The sequence below is a fragment of the Candidatus Limnocylindria bacterium genome (genome assembly GCA_036523395.1).
Taxonomy (GTDB): domain Bacteria; phylum Chloroflexota; class Limnocylindria; order P2-11E; family P2-11E; genus CF-39.
Map to the genome: position 1 here is coordinate 1 of DATDEH010000066.1, position 1,714 is coordinate 1,714.

The 1,714-nt window shown below is 66.6% G+C and carries 2 protein-coding genes; one reads left to right on the plus strand and one right to left on the minus strand.

The genetic code is table 11. From position 1 onward, the window contains the following. Positions 1 to 930: ABC transporter substrate-binding protein (locus VI056_08945; protein ID HEY6203158.1), on the minus strand; the 930-nt coding region annotated here is incomplete at its 3' end. 55 nt (positions 931 to 985) lie between these two features. Between VI056_08945 and VI056_08950 the strand changes: the two genes are divergently transcribed. Beyond that, on the plus strand, positions 986 to 1,714 hold a 729-nt coding region (locus VI056_08950; protein ID HEY6203159.1), incomplete at its 3' end, for a hypothetical protein.

The window sequence follows — 1,714 nt, forward strand, 5'->3', positions numbered from 1 at the left end:
CGCGTCGGCGAACATCTCCGGCTTGGGGAACGGCTGCGTTGCCGTGACGAGCTGCGCGTAGAAGTCGTACGTCGCGGCCATCGCGACGTCGTCCGTCGACTTGAAGTACTTCTTCAGCGTGTCGATCCCGAACTGGCGCTCAGCCTTCATCTTCTTGATGCCCATCACGAGGGAGTCGACGTAGCGTTGGACGACGGCCTTGTTCGCGGTCATGAAAGCTCGCGTCACGACCACCGATGTGTTCGCCGACGGCAGTTTCTGCCCGGCGAGGTCGTAGAGCACGTGGAAGCCGGCCTTCTCCACAGCGAGCGAGTCGGGCGGCTGCGAGACGCCCGCGTCGATCGCGCCGGACAGCATCGCGGCGGTGCGCTGCGCCGCGGAGCCGACCGCGACGATCGTCACGTCCTTTTCCGGGTCGAGCCCCATCTTCTTGAGCGCTGCTCGCGTTGCGATGTCGGACGACGATCCGACCGACGACACGCCGACCTTCTTGCCTTTCAGGTCCGCGATCGACGTGATCTTCGCGGCGACCTCGAGAACGAACGGGTAGACACCGGCGAGCTGCGCGACGACGACGAGATCGGCGCCCTCGGCGTTCGCCGAGAGGACCTCGGAGCCACCGACCTGCGCGACCTGGACGTTGTTCGAGATGACCGCGGGTACGCCCTGCGCGCTCGCGATGTTCTGCAGATCGCCGATGTCGAGCGCGTTCTGCTCGAAGAGGCCGCCTTCCTTCGTGGACCACAGCGGCAGCTCGTCACCGATGATGTTGCTGTACGAGACGACGAGCTTGAACGGGGACGGTTTCGGTGTCGCGGTGGCGGCGACCGACGCCGCGACCGTCGGTGACGGCGAGGGAGCGACGGCACTTCCACCGCATGCCGCAGCGAGCACGACTGTCGCGATCGAAAGGGCGAGAGCGCGGCGCATGAAGCACCTCCCACACACTCGGAACGGTCGGGCGAATGGTAATACCATTCCACCAATGACCGAGCCCGGCGCCGGCGCGCCGTTCCTCGTCGACCCGTACCTGGCCTGGGTGCGCGACGAGGGCGTCCCGGTATACGAGGACTTCGGCTTCGATCTGCGCGGGCTCGAGCTCCGCCCGTGGGCGCGCATGGATGCGCGCGGCGCGTACGCGCACGCCCTCGGCCGGGGCGACTTCCTCAACATGTACGTCTGCGAGATCGCACCGGGAAAGCACACCGCACCGCAGCGGCATCTCTTCGAAGAGGTCGTCTACGTGCTCGACGGGCGCGGCAGCACCACGGTCGAGTTTCCCGGGCAGGCCACGCGCTCGTTCGAGTGGCACACCGGAAGCCTCTTCGCCCTGCCGCTCAACACGCGGTACCAGCATTTCAACGGGAGCGGCCGCGATGCGGCGAGATTCGTGTCGACCACGAACCTGCCGCTGGTGATGAACGTCTTCCGCAACGACGAGTTCATCTGGCGCAACCGCCACGACTTTCCGGAACGGCTCGGCGACCCGAGCCACTACCAGGGCGAGGGCACGCTCATACCGATGCGACCGGGGCGCCACATGTGGGAGACGAACTTCGTTCCCGACCTGCGGACGCTCGAGCTCAAGACGTGGAAGGAGCGCGGCGCCGGCGGGAGCAACATCATGTTCGTCCTCGCGGACGGGACGATGCACGCGCACATGTCGGAGATGCCGGTGGGCACGTACAAGAAAGGGCATCGGCACGGCGCCGAC